Source organism: Agromyces protaetiae (assembly GCF_030866785.1).
Classification (GTDB): domain Bacteria; phylum Actinomycetota; class Actinomycetes; order Actinomycetales; family Microbacteriaceae; genus Agromyces; species Agromyces silvae.
Genome location: NZ_CP133018.1, coordinates 3280856 through 3295897, shown reverse-complemented (window position 1 = coordinate 3295897; position 15042 = coordinate 3280856). Strand labels below are relative to the sequence as shown.

At 70.7% G+C, this 15042-nt stretch carries 14 protein-coding genes; 10 read left to right on the top strand and 4 right to left on the bottom strand.

From position 1 onward, the window contains the following. The first annotated feature begins 68 nt into the window (after positions 1–68). The 7 genes from QU602_RS15145 (at position 69) to QU602_RS15115 (ending at position 7110) form a co-directional block, all read left to right on the top strand. Positions 69–677, top strand: a complete 609-nt coding sequence (locus QU602_RS15145) for a response regulator transcription factor (protein WP_308797285.1) — start codon at positions 69–71, stop codon at positions 675–677. A gap of 770 nt (positions 678–1447) precedes the next feature. After that, entirely contained in the window at positions 1448–1960 is a 513-nt protein-coding gene (locus QU602_RS15140) for a methylated-DNA--[protein]-cysteine S-methyltransferase (protein WP_308797284.1), read from the top strand. 437 nt (positions 1961–2397) lie between these two features. Beyond that, positions 2398–3963, top strand: coding sequence for an HNH endonuclease signature motif containing protein (locus QU602_RS15135; protein ID WP_308797283.1), 1566 nt, complete (start codon positions 2398–2400; stop codon positions 3961–3963). Positions 3964–4150: 187 nt separating this feature from the next. Beyond that, positions 4151–4840, top strand: a complete 690-nt coding sequence (locus tag QU602_RS15130; protein WP_373692834.1) for an SDR family oxidoreductase — start codon at positions 4151–4153, stop codon at positions 4838–4840. A gap of 100 nt (positions 4841–4940) precedes the next feature. Further along, the gene (locus QU602_RS15125; RefSeq protein WP_308797281.1) at positions 4941–5540 is read left to right on the top strand and encodes a TetR/AcrR family transcriptional regulator; all 600 of its coding nucleotides are present in this window, start codon (positions 4941–4943) and stop codon (positions 5538–5540) included. Positions 5541–5569: 29 nt separating this feature from the next. Further along, positions 5570–6649: a lactate/malate family dehydrogenase gene (locus tag QU602_RS15120; protein ID WP_308797280.1), complete on the top strand. Its 1080-nt coding sequence runs from the start codon at positions 5570–5572 to the stop codon at positions 6647–6649. Next, positions 6646–7110 (top strand): hypothetical protein, encoded by a 465-nt coding sequence (locus QU602_RS15115; protein WP_308797279.1) that lies wholly within the window; start codon positions 6646–6648, stop codon positions 7108–7110. Before QU602_RS15120 ends, QU602_RS15115 begins: the two co-directional genes overlap by 4 nt. Before the next feature lie 49 nt (positions 7111–7159). On the opposite strand, the gene QU602_RS15110 is transcribed toward QU602_RS15115, so the two are convergent. Together QU602_RS15110 and QU602_RS15105 are read right to left on the bottom strand one after the other, a co-directional pair. After that, positions 7160–8401 carry a DUF2510 domain-containing protein gene (locus tag QU602_RS15110; protein WP_308797278.1) on the bottom strand — a complete coding sequence of 414 codons (1242 nt, stop codon included), beginning with the start codon at positions 8399–8401 and terminating at the stop codon, positions 7160–7162. Positions 8402–8598: 197 nt separating this feature from the next. Further along, positions 8599–9477 (bottom strand): SDR family oxidoreductase, encoded by an 879-nt coding sequence (locus QU602_RS15105; RefSeq protein WP_308797277.1) that lies wholly within the window; start codon positions 9475–9477, stop codon positions 8599–8601. A gap of 116 nt (positions 9478–9593) precedes the next feature. Here QU602_RS15105 and QU602_RS15100 point away from each other — a divergent pair, with 116 nt between their 5' ends. Beyond that, complete coding sequence (locus tag QU602_RS15100) at positions 9594–9983, top strand: winged helix-turn-helix transcriptional regulator (protein ID WP_308797276.1); 390 nt, start codon at positions 9594–9596, stop codon at positions 9981–9983. Positions 9984–10117: 134 nt separating this feature from the next. Here QU602_RS15100 and QU602_RS15095 read toward each other — a convergent pair whose 3' ends face one another. After that, entirely contained in the window at positions 10118–10711 is a 594-nt protein-coding gene (locus tag QU602_RS15095) for a DUF4232 domain-containing protein (RefSeq protein WP_308797275.1), read from the bottom strand. A gap of 128 nt (positions 10712–10839) precedes the next feature. Here QU602_RS15095 and QU602_RS15090 point away from each other — a divergent pair, with 128 nt between their 5' ends. After that, positions 10840–11562, top strand: a complete 723-nt coding sequence (locus tag QU602_RS15090; RefSeq protein WP_308797274.1) for a nucleoside/nucleotide kinase family protein — start codon at positions 10840–10842, stop codon at positions 11560–11562. A 55-nt stretch (positions 11563–11617) separates the two neighbouring features. Here the strand turns inward: QU602_RS15090 and QU602_RS15085 are convergent, their stop codons facing one another. Beyond that, the gene (locus QU602_RS15085) at positions 11618–11821 is read right to left on the bottom strand and encodes a hypothetical protein (protein WP_308797273.1); all 204 of its coding nucleotides are present in this window, start codon (positions 11819–11821) and stop codon (positions 11618–11620) included. Positions 11822–11939: 118 nt separating this feature from the next. On the opposite strand from QU602_RS15085, the gene QU602_RS15080 reads away from it, so the two are divergent. Further along, the gene (locus tag QU602_RS15080; protein WP_308797272.1) at positions 11940–14954 is read left to right on the top strand and encodes a DEAD/DEAH box helicase; all 3015 of its coding nucleotides are present in this window, start codon (positions 11940–11942) and stop codon (positions 14952–14954) included. Positions 14955–15042: the final 88 nt, after the last annotated feature.

The following is a 15042-nucleotide window of genomic DNA, read 5'->3' as shown; positions in this document are numbered from 1 at the left end:
GCCGGCACATTCGAGCTCACGGCGACGGTGGTCGTTGAAGAGCGAGTGAGCGCAGGGCAGGTGAACGCATGAGCACGATCCGCCTGCTCGTCGCCGACGACGAGCATCTGATCCGCGGTGCGCTGATCGCACTGCTGAACCTCGAGCCCGACATCGAGGTGGTCGCGAGCGCCGCGAACGGCGAGGAGGCGGTATCGCTCGCGCTCGAGACAAGCCCCGACGTCTGTCTGCTCGACCTGGAGATGCCGGAGGCCGACGGCCTCGAGGCGGCGTCCCGCATCTTGGCCGAGGTGCCGACCCGCGTGGTCATCGTCACCCGTCATGCCCGCCCTGGTGTACTGCGCCGCGCGCTCGCGTCGAAGGTGTCGGGTTTCGTCCCGAAGTCGACCCCGGCTGAGGACCTCGCGAACGTGATCCGCGATGTCGCGGCCGGCCGCCGGTACATCGACCCCGAGATCGCCGCGACCGCGCTCACCGCCGAGCGCTGCCCGCTGACCGACCGTGAGCTGGACGCGCTTCGGCACAGCCGCTCGACGATGAGCGTGCAGCAGATCGCCGAACGCATGCACCTCGCACCCGGAACCGTGCGCAACTATCTGTCGTCCGCGATGACGAAGCTCGACGCCGCTTCGCGGCACGAGGCCGCCGAGATCGCCTGGCAGCAGGGCTGGATCTGATCAGCGCGGGCCACGAGAAGTGGGGACTTGACTCCCTATAAGGGGAATGATCGGGGTCGCGGTACAGACCTCGGTCCGGTTCCCGGTGGCCGAGACAGGCGCGATCAACGAGATTTCCAAGGTTGGTCCCGTGGGCGAGCCGACGCGCACGCCGCCGGCGGAGCCCTCCGGGCGGGCGAAGTCGAGCCGATGCGCATGCCGCCGGCGGAGCCCTCCGGGCCGGCGAAGTCGAGCCGAAGCGACGCCAGGCTGATCGCGTCGACCGGCGTCGAGCCGCCGGCCTGGCTCGGGATCGGTGCCGTGCTCCTGGTGGCCGACGCTGTGGCGATCGTCGCCTCGGTTGCCCGACCGGCCCAGCGGGGCGGCGCGCCACCCGAACTGGGGGCACACGATGAAAGAAATCGGACGACGCTCTCCGTTAACCTGGCGTTGGCCGCACGCCGGCGGCGGCCCCTCAAGCTGGCGGACTCCCTCCGAACCGTCGGGTCAGATCCCCGCCGCCGCACACCCCGCGGCGGCGGGGGCCTCTGCCCGACGCCGTCAGGCACAGCTTGGGCGTTTGCCTGTTGCGTCTGCGCGACGCCTCGACCTCTGGCTGGTGCCGTCAGGCGTAGCTTGGGCCTGTGCCTGTTGCGTCTGCGCGATGCCTCGACCTTTGGCTGGGCCCTCAGGCGGATCCCTCCAATCAGACCCAGCCGAGTCCGCGTACCTGTCTGATTTCCGCTGGAAAGGTGGGCGCAGCCGCGACCTGCAGGCGCAAAGATTGAGGCATGAGCCGTCGCCACGCCACGCTACCGACCGCGCTCGGCGAATTGCTCGTCGTGGGCGACGGTGACGCGATGGCGGGCGTGTATTTTCCGGGGCACTGGCACCCCCCAGTGGAGGGCTCGATCGGTGCGGGCGTGGATGCCTCTGTCGACTCCCTCTTCGTGACGTTTGCGGCACAGCTCGCAGAGTTCCTCGAAGGCCGGCGACGGGAGTTCGACCTGCCCATTGCGCCGGTCGGCGACCCGTTCCAGCATGCCGTCTGGGACCTGTTGCGCGAGATCCCGTACGGAGAGACCACGACGTACGGTGCGTTGGCGGTCGAGCTCGGCGATCGCAACCTCGCTCGCCGGGTGGGGGGTGCGGTCGGGAGGAATCCGATCAGTATCGTCGTGCCGTGCCACCGCGTCGTCGGAGCGAACGGCGCGCTCACGGGCTATGCGGGTGGCCTCGAACGCAAACTGCAGCTGCTCGAGCTCGAGGGTGCCCCAGTCGTCGCGCAGCGCCGTCTCTTCTAACCTCCTGGCTCTCCGGTCTCCTGCGCTCTGTCGAGGGAGCTGGATCGCGGCCTTCGAGGGCTTCACCACGACCGCCACAGCCGTCAGGCCGCTCGCTTCATCAGTACCTCTCGCTTCGCTTCTCTGGCATTTGCACCTCGGTCGCCTGCACCTCGGTCGCCTGCACCTCGGTCGCCTGCACCTCGGTCGCCTTCACCAGGTTTCCTCGGCCTCGCCTGTGCCAGGCCTCCTCATCTCCACCGTGCCCAGCCTCATTAACTCCACCGTGCCCAGCCCCTCACTTCTCCCTCCAATCCACTGCCTCTCTTCCTCCAATCCATCACCTCTCTCCCTGCAATCCGCCACCCGCCGCCGCTCATTGATCTGCTCCGCTGCGGTGCTCGCCGGGTGTGGAAAGATTCGAACACGCATTCGAGGATAGTGATATCTTGCTGCTCATGCAAGACATGATTCCACCACCCGCTGACATCGGGTCGCACGTGGAGGCGCAGGCCGAACTCGCGGCATTGATCGATGCATCCGTCGAGCTCAGACAGGCGCTTGCTCGACTCGATGCCCAACGCCTTGTCTCGATCCACGAGGCGATCCAGTTCGCGGTGAGCCGCGCACGTTCATTCGTCTCGTCTCATCTCGGGCGTACCGGCCAGTACGAGCTCGCGCGCCGTGCGGTCATCGCGGAACTCGCTGTCGCGTGGCGGGTCTCCGAGCGGACGATGCAGCGCCTCGCGTCGGAGTCGTACATGCTCTGCACGGCGCTTCCATCGACGCTGGCGGCGATGAGCGAGGGGGAGATCGACGCGGCGCACGTGCGCGTCATCGTCGAGGCTGTGAGTGCCGTCGAAGGGTCATCCGATGCGCTCGCGAGGGCGGATGCCGAGCTTGCCTCGCTGGCGCGGGGCGTGACTCCTGCGAAGCTGCGGCATGATGCGAAGCGGCTGCTCGAGCAGGTGCAGATCGAGACGGTCGTGCAACGTCATGAGCGTGCGTTCGCTGACCGCGCCGTGCAGCTCGAGCCCGCACCGGATGGCATGGCGTGGCTCGCCGTGCAGATGCGCGCGACGGACGCGCTGCTGGTACGCGACCGGCTGAAGCAAGCGGTGACCGTGGCGAAGGCCGACGCGTCCGAGTCGCGCACCTGTGCGCAGCTCGAGGCGGACCTCGCGCGTGACCTCTTGCTGTACGGGGCGCCGGTCGGCGACGCGGCGGCCGGCACGGGACTCGCCTCGATTCGTCCTACGGTGCACGTGACGGTGCCCGTGCTCAGCCTGCTCGGTCTCGACGAGTCGCCGGCCGACCTCGACGGCTATGGTCCGATCGATGCGGAGACGGCTCGGCGTCTGGCCGCGAACGCACCGTCGTTCACGAGGCTGCTGACCCACCCGATCAGCGGTGCGGTGCTCGACGTCGACCGTGGCTCATATCGGGTACCGGCTGACCTTCGAACGTGGCTTCAGGTGCGCGACCGTACGTGCCGCTTTCCGGGGTGCACACGGCGTGCGGTTCGGTGCGAGGTCGACCACAGCGCGGCTTGGGCGGCCGACCACGGCGCGACCGCTCACGACAATCTGGCTCACTTGTGCGCGTTCCACCATCATCTGAAACACGAGACCGCGTGGTCGCTCAGGCACCTCGACGGGGGAGTGCTCGAGTGGACCTCCTTGACCGGCGCGGTGTACCGCACCACGCCGGAAGGTGATCTGCGTGCCGGCAGCCTCCAGCAGGCCATCGAGGCAGCTCGCCGAGCCTTCGGGCAGAACGAAGTCCTCGCCGACGCGGCAGATCCCGGCGACGAATGCGGCGACCTTGACGACTCGGACTCCGATTCAGAGCTAGCCCCGGCCCCGGACTCGGATTCCGAGCTGGACCCGGACTCGGACTCCGATTCAACCCTCGACTTAGACCCGGACCCGGACCCGGACTCAGGCCGGCGCCCGGGCTTGAACTCGGCGCACCGCCGTCGCCGCCGTCCACCGGCGGTGTACGAGGAAACGGTGGGCTTCTAATAAGCCTTCTATTCGACATGTGTAGAATAGACACGTACACCGACGAAGTGGTCGGCACCAGCCACGACGCCACGAGCCCGCGACGATGCCGACCCGCCCGGGGCACCCGTTCCCGGAATCGAGAGGAAGGTCACACATGGCACGCGTCAGTAACAAAGTGGTTCTCATCAGCGGAGGTGCCCGCGGCATGGGCGCCTCGCACGCCCGGCTTCTGGTCGAGGAGGGTGCGAAGGTCGTCATCGGCGACTTGCTCGACGCCGAGGGCGAGGTGCTCGCGGCCGAGCTCGGCGAGAACGTCCGCTACGTCCACCTCGACGTCACCGACTATGCGCAATGGGAGCAGGCCGTCAAGCTCGCCGTCGATGAGTTCGGCGGACTCGATGTCGTGGTGAACAACGCCGGCATCGCGAACTTCGGCCCGGTCGACGAGTACTCGCTCGAGGCCTGGGACAAGATGATCGCCATCAACCTCACCGGTGTCTTCTACGGCATCCGAGCCGCTGCACCTGCGCTCAAGCAGAGCGGCAAGGGGTCCATCATCAACATCTCGTCGACCGCCGGCCTACAGGGCTACGAGGCGCTGCCCGGCTACAACGCCGCGAAGTACGGCGTGCGCGGGCTCACGAAGAACGCCGCGCTCGACCTGGGCCAGTACAACATCCGCGTGAACTCGGTGCACCCCGGTGTGATCCGCACGCCGATGACCGACGAGCTCGACACGCCGCAGAACCACGTCGCGCTTCACCGAGTCGGCGAGCCGATCGAGCTGTCGAACCTCGTCCTGTTCCTCGCGAGCGACGAGTCCAGCTTCTCCACCGGCGCCGAGTTCGTCGCCGACGGCGGCGAGACCGCGGGCCTCGCCCACTACGAGAGCTGAGCGCGGCCCGAGACGCGCACGCCTCGGGCGAGTGGATGCCTCGCCCGAGGCATCCACCCGTTCGATGCCCATGCCTCGCGAGCCTGACTACCCTGATCAGATGCGACCCGACCCGAGACAGATCCGCACGCGCCAGGCCCTCGTCGCGGCGCTCACGCGGCTGCTCGAGCGTCGGCCGCTCGACGAGATCACGGTCGCCGAGCTCTGCCGCGAGGCCGGCGTGCACCGCACGACGTTCTACGGGCACGCCGACGGGGTGCCCGAGTTCGCGCTCGCCGAGTTCAGCCGTGACATCGACCGCATCGCCGAGGTCGACGTCGAGCCCACAGCCGAGGCGCCCGAGGAGGTCGCCGACCGGTACCTGAGCTCGATGCGACGAATCCTCGACCACATCGCCGAGGAGCGAGCCGGGTACCGCACGCTGTTCGGTCCGGTCACACGCGGCATCTTCCGCACCGCAGTCGACGACCGGCTGCGGCACCGTGCCCGGCTCGCGCTCGAGGTCTGGCGCGAGCAGCGTGTGCCCGGCGCGCCGCGCACCGAGGAGGCGATCGAGCAGGCCGCCGCGTACGTCGCCGGCGGTCTGGTCGGTGCGATCGAGACCTGGGCGCTCAGTGACGAGACGGATGCCTCGGCCGAGGCCGCCCGCATCGCGACCCTCATGCCAGCCTGGTGGCCGCGACGCGGCACGCAGCGGTAGGAGGCGCGGGCACCCGCTAGCATCCGGACATGGATGTTGCAGTTCTCGGAGCCACGGGAGATGTCGGCCGCGCGGTCTGCGCCAACCTCATCGAGAAGCGCGTCGTACGCTCCACATCTCGGCTGCAGCTGGTCGGGCGCGTAGGCGGCCCGTCAGAACTGGCGACGCACGGGCTCCGCGCCGACCTCATCGACGCGTACGACGAGCACGCGCCGTTCATCGACGTCGCCACGACACCCGACGACGTCGTCGCCGACGTCATCGTGCTCGCCGCGGGCGCCACGGTTCCCGTCGACCCGAGCCAGGTCATCGACCGTGACCTGCTCGCCCAGCGGAACCTCGCGACGTTCCGCGAGTACGCCGAGGCGCTGGCCGCCGGCGGCACCGGTCAAGAGGTCGTCATCGTCGTGTCAAACCCCGTCGAACTCGGCGTCGCGGTGCTCGCCGAGCGCCTCGGCCGGCACCGGGTCATCGGCATGGGGTCCTGGTTGGACACCCTGCGATTCCGGCGCGAGATCGCCGCGGACCTCGGCATCCACCGGCAGCGCGTGAGCGGGTTCGTGGCCGGTCAGCACGGTGACGGCGCCGTCCCGCTCTGGTCGACGGTCCGCATCCGCGGCTTCGACGGCGGCGAGCGCGCAGCCGTCGTCCGGACGTTGCGCGGCGAGCGCACGCTCGACACGTTCGCAGCCGAGGTCGCCGCCGCGAAATCCGAGCTCGCCGCAGCCGGCCGCACCGACCCCGGATCCGCGTTCGCCATGGTCGACACACTCCGCCCGGGCGTCCGCGGCGTGGTGCGCCCCTATCTCACGCACACCAGCGGGGCGAAGACCTCGCACGCGACGGCCGCCGCCACGGTCGACCTCGTCGACACGGTGCTCGACGGACGAGAGATCGTGGTCGCCGGGCAGGTCGCGCTGGACGGCGAGCTCGAGCTCGACGGCACCAGCGTGCAGGGTGTCCTCGGTGTCCCACTTGTCGTCGGGCCCGACGGGTGGTCGAGGGTGCTCCTCGACGACCTCGCACCCGATGAGGCAAGACGACTGCTCGCGATCAGCCGGCAGATCCGCAGCTCGGTCGACGGATGGCTCTCGGGAGTCCGCGCATGAGCGGGATGGAGACGACCTGGGTGGTGTTCGTCGTCGTGGCCGATCGGAACGGATCGCTCACCGCCACCACGGAGTGCTTCTCGACCCGCGGCCTCGGCTTCGAAGCCGTGAACACGCTCGACGTGGATCAGGGCCTCGGCGTACTCGCCTTCGTCTTCGAGGGAAGCGCGCGGATCGCGCTGTCCCTCGCCCGGACCCTCGGACGCCTCACCGCCGTCCACGAGGTCCGCCTCGAGCGAGCCGACGACCCCGAGGTCCGGGCACTCGCGCACGTGCCGCTCGAAGCCGACGCGGTTACCCGAGCGCTCGCGGACCACGACGTCGACACCGTCGCGCCGTCGGGTGCGGGAGGGACCATCGTCGAGGGCACGTTCGCCTCCCTCCGCGCAGCCGTCGAGGCGCTCCGCGGCGACGGCGTGACCGGCGTCACGCAGACCGTGCTCCGTCCCCGCGATCTGTGAGATCGAGGGCACGCCCGCACGGTCGCGGTGTGAGCGGAGTGCTGTCCGCTCAGCGCAGCGACACCCAGGCCTCGTCGTAGAACCCGGGCGAGACCAGCAGCACGCCGTCGGGGTCAGCGGGCAGCATGAGCACCAGGTTGCCCGTCGTGCTCCCGCCGGTGAACAGCTCGGTCAGACCGAACTCGGGCTCGACGCCCCACGCGTACGCGTACGCGTCGTCCTTCACGACGCCGTCCGCGCTCACGTAGTCGACCCCGACCATGCCGTCGGTCGACGAGCCCTCGCCCTTGAACGTGACCGTGAGGTTCACGATCGCGTACGTCTCTCCTTCGGCGGGCGGCTCGTTGTACTCGTCGGCGGCGAGCACCTGCTCCGTCGCGTTCAGGTCGATGCTGTTGATGACGACGTCGAAGTCGTCGGTGCTGATCGTCTCGCCGATCGCGAGCGGGTCCTCGCGCGAGCCGAACACCTCAGGAGCGAACGCGCTGTCGAGCTCCTCTTCGAGCGCCGACGAGCTCTCGTCGTACTGCTCGATCGTGCGCTCGATCTCGCCGACCGCGAACACGAACGCGACGATGCTCACGATCGCGGCCACGATCATGCCCACGACCGACACCGAGATTCCGACGATGCCGGGCCACTTCGCGCCCTTCATGAAGAGCGCGACGATCGACAGCACGAGGCCGATCGGCAGCAGGATCCACCCGAACAGCACGGTCACCGGGATGCACGCGAGCACGAACCCGAGGCCTGCGACCGCGAGCGCGATGATGCCGAGCACGTGCACCGACTTCTTGCCCGCGGGGTCGGGGGCTCCAGGCTGTGGCGAGCCGGGCTGTGCGCCGTAGGCCTGCGCATAGCCGGGCTGGCCGTAGTGCCCCTGGGCGTAACCGGCCTGCGCCTCCTGCGCCGCGCCGACGGTCGCGTACGCGGGCTGGCCGGCCGCGCCGTCGCCGGGCGAGGTCCAGTCGGCAGTGGTGGGCTGGGCCGCTCCGGCGCTCCGCACCTCGGTCGCCGCCGAGTCGGTCGCCGCCGCCTCGGTCGGCGCTGCGTCGGTCGGCGCTGCGTCGGTCGGTGCTGCCTCGGTCGGCGCTGCGTCAGCCGTCGCTGCATCTGCGGCGGATGCATCGGCGGCGGATGCCTCCGCGGCGGATGCCTCGGCCGCAGCAGTGTCGGTCGGCGCCGCCGGCGCGGTGTGCTCGGTCCACTGTGCGCCGTCCCAATAGCGCAGCGTCCCGGTGCCGGTGGCGTCGTCGTACCAGCCGGCAGGGGGAAGATTCGGGTCAGTCATACTTCTACCCTGTCAGGAAACGGAGGACGGCGTGATGGGGAGGGCTCCCCACGGCGTGAACACGCAGCGCGGCCGGCACAGGCACGAAGGCGTCAGCGGGCGTCAGGCTGCGGTCTCGGTCCGGGTGAGCGCCGCGCGTAGGCCGTCGACGAGCGGTGTCGTCGGCCGGTGCGACCGGTACGAGGCGTCAGCGGGCGTCAGGCTGCGGTCTCGGCTCGGGCGAGCGCTGCGCGCAGGCCGTCGACGAGCGGTGTCGTCGGACGCCCGATGAGTTCGGCGAGCGTCGGGCTCGCGTCGCCCAGCACACCGCGCCGGATCGCATCGTCGAGGCCGGCCACGAATGCCGCGGTTCCCGCGTCGACGCCGACGGCCTCGAGCGCGGCGACGTGCTCCTCGGTGCTGAGGCGCCGATAGGTCACCGGCCGCCCGATGACCTCGGCCGCCGCCGCGGCGAGTTCGTCGTAGCCCCACGCGGTGTCGCCCGACAGCTCGATGGTCTCGCCCACCAGGTCGTCCCTGAGCAGCACCGCCGCGGCTCCTTCGGCGAAGTCGGCGCGCGTTGCACTCGCGACCCGTCCATCGCCCGCGGACGACGCGATCACGCCGGTCTCGGCTGCGCGCGTGACATCCGGAACGTAGTTCTCGGTGTACCAGTTGTTGCGCAGGATGACCGCGGGCACGCCGGCAGCGGCGATGGCCTCCTCGGTGGCCTTGTGGTCGGCTGCCAGCGGGAAGCCCTCGGCCGTCGTCGCCTTCGGCGCACTCGTGTAGACGAGCCGCGCGACGCCGGCAGCCTTCGCCGCCTCGATCACATTCCGGTGCCCCTGCAGCCGCGCCCCCGGCGCGGACCCCGAGATGAGCAGCACCCGGTCGACTCCGTCGAGCGCTGCCGCGATCGTCTCCGGGCGGTCGTAGTCGAGCTCCGCGGTCCGGATGCCTCGGGCGGAGAGCTCCGCGATCGTGTCGGTGTCTCGTGCGGTCGCGACGATCTCGGCGGGCTGGGCGCCGCGCTCGAGCAGCGCGTCGACGACGAGTCGGCCGAGCTGCCCGCTTGCGGCAGTGACGAGGATGGTCATGGTGGGATCCCTTCTCGCGCTCCCGCGGGATGCGGCGTGCGTCATCCTCGGTCAACGGCGGCACGAGGCATCCGCATTCCTGGAAGCCGGTACCCACTTCAAGGTAAGGTACCCACGTGGCGGTAAGTCTTGCGGAAATCCGCCGCGGCAGCGGCGAGGTCTTCACCGAAGGATGCCCCACGCGCGTCGTCCTCGACCACATCATGAGCAAGTGGGGCGTCCTCGTGCTGCTCGCGCTGACCGACGGAACGCAGCGGTGGGGCGAGCTGCGCCGCGAGGTGCAGGGCATCAGCGAGAAGATGCTCGCCTCGACGCTCCGCACGCTCGAGGGCGACGGGCTCGTCCGACGTGAGTCCTACCCTGAGGTGCCACCCCGGGTCGAGTACTCGCTGACCCCGCTCGGCGACGAGCTCATGCAGCAGATGCTGCCGCTCGTCGAATGGGTCGCGCGGAACGCGGACGGGATCGTGGCACGCGACGGCGAGCCCGGGGGCCGGCTGCACTGACCCCAGCTGCACTGACCCCGGCTGCACTGACCTCAGCTGCACTGACCCCGGCTGCACTGACCCCGGCTGCACTGACTCCAGCTGCACTGACCGGGGGCTCAGCGCAGTACGCGGAAGGCGGGTGGAGCGGGCGCTCAGCTCGCCTGGACCGGCCCCACCTTCAGGAACACCGTGCTGCTGTCGCATGCGGGCACGTTGCTCGCCTCCACCACGAAGCCGGTGAAGCTGTGCGGCGGGAAGACCCGGTAGCCGGTGCCGTGCACGACCGGGCAGTCGTCGAGCGGGCCGCCGTCGGGGTCGATGTTCACGGCCGTGAGCGGTGCGACTACCGAGGCGCCGGACTGCAGCGTGAGCGTCTCGGGGGCATCGTCGTCGACCTGCTCGGCCGGCTCGCCGAGCTGGGCGCCCGACCCGTCGATGACCGAGACCCCCGGAGCGCCGCGAAGCTCGCACGAGGCGGAGCCCTCGTTCGTGAACACGAGGTCGTAGCCGATGGAACCCGCACCGCCGTCGCCGCCGGAGATCGAGACGCTGAGCGCGTCGTCAGCGCACTGTCCCGCCGGGGCGTTCGGGTCGACCGACGCGGTCGGCGTCGGGGACGCGGTGGGGCTCGGCGATGCGGTCGGCGACGGTGAGGCGGTCGGCGCAGGTGCGCCGCCCGAACAACCGGTGAGGAACACGGTCAGGGTGGCAGCGGCGACGAGGAGCGGGGTGCGGAGGCGTGGCATGGCGTTCAGCGTACGTGCCGCGTCCGTGGGTCGGAAGGGACCTGGGTCGGCAGCGCCGGTAGCGACGACATCACGATGGGCACGCTCAGCGCCGCGGGTCGGGCCGCCGCGTCCCGTATCATCGCGACGTGGACTCGACCGACCCCCTCGACGCGCTCGCGCTGCGCGTCCGGGGCCTGGCCTCAGTTGCGAGCGGCAGAGTGGTCATCGGCATCGCGGGAAGCCCCGGCGCGGGCAAGTCGACGCTCGCGGCGAACCTGGTCGATGTGCTCAACGGAGGGCCGCCAGGCGCGGTGGCCGTGCCGGTGGCTGTGTCGATGGATGGGGCGGTGCCCACGGATGGCGGTGCGCGCGTGGCGGTGGCCGTGCCGATGGATGGATTTCATCTTGCGAACGCGACGCTCGACCGGCTCGGACTGCGCGACCGCAAAGGCGCGTTGGAGACGTTCGACGGCTGGGGGTTCCTCGCGCTGCTCACGCGGCTCCGCCGCGAGACCGCCCACACCGTCTACGCGCCGGGCTTCGACCGCGCGGTCGACGAGCCGGTCGCCGGCGCGATCGCCGTCGAACCGGCGGCACGGATCGTGATCGTCGAAGGCAACTATCTGCTCTGCGAGGGCGAACCATGGGGTCTCGTGCGCGAACACCTCGACGAGGCCTGGTTCTGCGCCGCATCGGAGAACGAGCGGATGTCCCGGCTCACCGCCCGGCACATCGCACACGGTCGCACGCCCGAGGCGGCCGAGGCGTGGGCGCGCGAGGTCGACGGCGCGAACGCGCGCATCATCGAGCCGACCCGGTCGCACGCGGATCTCGTGGTCTCGGGGACGACGGGGGCAGTGCTCGCGTAGGTCGCGCGCCGGTCTTGTGGGTTGGTGGGGGAGGCGCTCTGCGGAGGGCGCGCGACTATTCGGCGTCTGGGGCGTCGTCGTCGCGGTTGGCCGCTGCCTCGGGATCTTCCTCGGGCTCGAACGTCGTCGGCTCGCCCGCGCCGACACCGACGCTGCCCGGCTCATCGGGGATCGTGCCCTCGCTGCCCAGTCCGCCGTCGTGGTGATCGCGGGGCTCGGTCTGGGCGCGGTCGTGGTCGCTGCTGCCGTTGTCGCTCATACCGCCACTCTCGCATCGCGTCGCGGTCGATGTCGCGGGCTTGACAGTGCAGCACGCTGACGGTCGAGGGAAGCGAACGCGAGGGGTGCGGGTCGGTGGGGCGTGCGAGCATGAACGCATGCACCTCGATCCTCCGAACGCCGACTGGCGGGCGCAGCTCGAGGCGCTGGGCGTCGCGGCGGGCGGCCCGACCGCGGCACGTCGCGACGTCGAGGCGGTCGCCGCGCGACCGACCGGCGGCTTTCGCCGGCTCGCGCTCCAGTTCGAGCTGCGCCGGCGCCGCGAACGCCGCGACGGCGACTGGCGGGGGCCGCGCGACGAACCCGCGAAGCGGGCCGAGGGCGTCGACCGGCTGGCGGTTCGCCCGGTGGCCGCCGGCGCGAGGAACGGGTGGGCGAACGCCGGCCTCACCTGGCAGAACATCGCATTCCAGGGAGCGTCCCAGGGGTACGACCCCGACCAGGCACGCTGGTTCGCGCACCTCGCGCTGCTCAAAGGGCGCAGCCCCAGCGTGTACACGACCTACGGCTCGGAATGGATCACCCTCGACGAGTACGAGAGCCCGCTGCTCTGGGCCCAGCTCGCCGATGCCGCACGACTCGGCATCGCGCTCGTCGGCAGCGGCGGGATGCACACCGTGCGGCTCGAGTCGAGTGCGACGGTCGCCCTGGACGCGTCGCGAACGGATGCCCCGGGCTCGGGTGCAGGCACGGGTGAGCCACCCCTCGTGCTCACGCCGACCGTCGAGATCGGCGAGCAGGTCGTCACCGCCATGGCCGCCCGCGCCGTCGGCGACCACGGGCTCTACACCTTCGACTTCGCGTCCGGCGAGATCGCGCTCGCGCCCGTACCCGGCGGCCTGGCCCCGGTGCAGCGGGCGGTGCTCGATCGGCCCCGAGACATCCGGGTCGCGCCGGGCGAAGCCGCCGAATTCTTCCGGAGCTCGTACGCGAGGCTCGCGGCGGCCCTCCCGGTCACGAGCCGCGACGGCAGCTTCACGCCCCCGCCCCCGGTGCCCGCGGTGCTCGTCCTCGACGCCCGATTCGAACCCGACGAGGTACTGCATCTCGCGTGGCGCTGGGAGCACGGCGACGGTCGCGTGACCGGCTTTGATTCCGAATCCGACTCCGACCCCGATCTCGACGTCGTCGAGCTCGCGCGCGACGAGCTCGGCGGTCTGCCGATGTCGCCGATCACCCTGCGCGGCGCCGACGTGGCCTGGTTCGCCGACCGGGTCATCCGTCGCCTGCGCCGCCTCGATCGCGTGCGCGTCGACGTGACCGGCGACCCGCCCGACTATCGCGACGCCGGTGTGCCGCAGCTCACCGTGACGACCGTCGAATCGCCCAAGACCGACTGGTTCGACCTCGGTGTCGTGGTCACCGTGAACGGCCGCAAGGTGCCGTTCATGCCGCTCTTCCGGGCGCTCGCGAAGGGGCAGCGCCGGCTGCTGCTCGTCGACAAGACCTACCTCGACCTGAAGCAGCCGCTCTTCGAGCCACTGCGCGACCTCATCGAGGAAGCGGGCACGCTCCGCGAGTGGGAGACCGGCGTGCGCATTCACCGCAGCCAGGTCGGGTTGTGGGCGGAGTTCGAGGACCTCGCCCACGAGACCGAACCGGCGGTGTCCTGGCGAGCGACCGTCGCGGGGCTCACCGGCGACGACACCACTGAGACGCCGCTGCCCACCGAGCTCGCGGTCGAACTGCGGCCCTATCAGGTCGAGGGCTTCCGCTGGCTCGCGCTGCTCTGGCGAAGCCGCCTCGGCGGCATCCTCGCCGACGACATGGGACTCGGCAAGACGGTGCAGACCCTCGCGCTGATCGCACACGCGCGCCAGGCGAGCGTCGAGCCGCGCGCTCCGTTCCTCGTCGTCGCGCCGACCTCCGTCGCCTCGAACTGGGTCGCCGAAGCCACACGATTCACGCCGGGGCTGCGGGTCGCCGCCGTCCTCGCGACCGACACCGCCGACGGTCGCCGGCTCGCGGCTGCCGCCGCGGACGCCGACGTCATCGTCACCACGTATGCGGTGCTGCGGCTCGACGCCGACCGGTTCGCCGCGCGTGACTGGGCGGGCCTCGTGCTCGACGAAGCCCAGTTCGTGAAGAACCCCGCGACGAAGGTGCACGAGGCGGCCCGCGCGATCCGCGCGCCGTTCCGGATCGCGCTCACCGGCACGCCGATCGAGAACCACACCGGCGAGCTCTGGGCGATCCTGCGGATCGTCGCGCCCGGCCTCTTCCCGTCGCGCCGGGCCTTCGACGAACAGTACCGGCGCCCGATCGAAGCCGGTCATCGCGAACGGCTCGAGCGCCTGCGGCGCCGCATCCGCCCGCTCATGCTGCGGCGCACCAAAGAGGCGGTCGCGCCCGAGCTGCCGCCGAAGCAGGAGCAGGTGCTCACCGTCGAGCTCACCCCGCGGCATCGCCGCCTCTACGACGCGACCCTGCAACGCGAACGCACCAAACTGCTCGGCCTCGTCGACGACCTCGACCGGCAACGCCACATCGTGTACCGGTCGCTCACCCTGCTGCGGATGCTTGCGCTCGACGCGAGCCTCATCGACGACGAGCACGCCGGCGTGGCATCAGCCAAGCTCGACGCGCTCTTCGAACAGCTCGAGGACGTCCTCGCCGAAGGACACCGCGCGCTCGTGTTCAGCCAGTTCACCTCGTTCCTCGGCAAGGCTGCTGAGCGGCTCGGTGAGGCGGGTGTGCCGTTCGCCTGGCTCGACGGCTCGACCCCCGTGAAGCGCCGCGATGCCGAGATCGCGCGGTTCCGTTCTGGAGAGGCATCCGTCTTCTGCATCAGCCTCAAAGCCGGCGGCTTCGGGCTGAACCTGACCGAAGCCGACTACGTCTTCCTGCTCGACCCGTGGTGGAACCCCGCCAGCGAAGACCAGGCCGTCGACCGGGCGCACCGCATCGGGCAGGACAAGCAGGTCATGGTCTACCGGCTCGTCGCCGCGAACACCATCGAAGAGAAGGTCATGGCGCTCAAGCGCCGCAAGGGCGAGCTCGTCGCGGCGGTGCTCGAGGCCGGTGCCGACGACGGCGCGGGCGGCGAATCGACCGGTCGTCGGGATCCCGCGCTCACCGCCGACGACCTCCGCGACCTGCTCGCGGGGCAGTAGCGCGGCGCACGAGCCGGCGCCCGGCGCGAGTCGGCGCCCGCCGCGAGTTCCCGGCGCACGACCTGGCGCGCCGCCGCGGAGTCGCGTC